This window comes from Bartonella sp. TT119HLJHH, assembly GCF_042193385.1.
Classification (GTDB): domain Bacteria; phylum Pseudomonadota; class Alphaproteobacteria; order Rhizobiales; family Rhizobiaceae; genus Bartonella.
In genome coordinates this window covers 1-831 of sequence record NZ_JBHILS010000122.1, presented here as the reverse complement: position 1 = coordinate 831, position 831 = coordinate 1, and the positions used below count along the sequence as shown (strand labels likewise).

The following is an 831-nucleotide window of genomic DNA, read 5'->3' as shown; positions in this document are numbered from 1 at the left end:
CCGTTTCTTGTTGAGTTGGCGCATATTCGATATCTTGTATAGGTGCATCTAATTGCTCTTGTTGTGCTTTATTCATTTGCTTTCGTTGCTTTTTTTTCAAAGAAAACAAAGCGGTTTGTGCTTGTTTAAAAGACATATCTTTTAGATTTTTTACTCCTATGAAAGAGAGAAGCCTACTTTCTTCAGATTGTGTTTTTTTAATTAATTCTTTGATTTCATTCATCTGTTCAGAAGAGATACCCGCAAGAAGTGTTATTCCATCTGTATCGTCTTCTTTTCTTGCAACATTAAGAAGCATGCCTAAGAGATATCTCCGTGCGTAGGTGAGAGTAGAACCAACCGCTTGTATGTTATTTTTGCTCCCTGTAGCGTCAAAAGGAAATGTTCCTTCTGTTGATATTTCATTGCCCGATATATGCTTTAAAGTCATTTCTACAGTTATGTCATTTGAACTCTGGTCTTTGATACGAGAAAACAAGGCAAAGTGATGTTTTGCAAGAGGTTCTTTGATTGCATCAATATATTTATCAAGCGTTGTATAGAGGCTTTTAGTATGTGTATTAATGGCGTTTTGTTCGATATTTTTGTATTCCATTTGCATAGCAGAAAGATCACGGACAAAGTTTTGACGCTCTTGTCGTTCTATCTCCTTTTCTCGCAATTCAAGAAGGCTCTTGAGACGTTCCATATCGACATCATCTTTTAGAGCTCTTTCTAAAATCAGCTCCATAGCTGTAGATTTGACTTCACAATCGTTCGTTGTTTCCACTAATTCCGTTTGTGTGGTACTTAGTTCACTCATCTTGATTTCCTCCTATTTGAGCGCAATTC

Annotated in this window: 1 protein-coding gene; it reads right to left on the bottom strand. The window is 36.3% G+C overall.

The annotated features are described in order from the left end of the window. Window positions 1-802, bottom strand: an 802-nt coding sequence (locus ACFIJL_RS09705; protein WP_375624518.1) for an ERF family protein, incomplete at its 3' end; no start/stop codon positions are given. Between the last annotated feature and the right edge of the window lie 29 nt (window positions 803-831).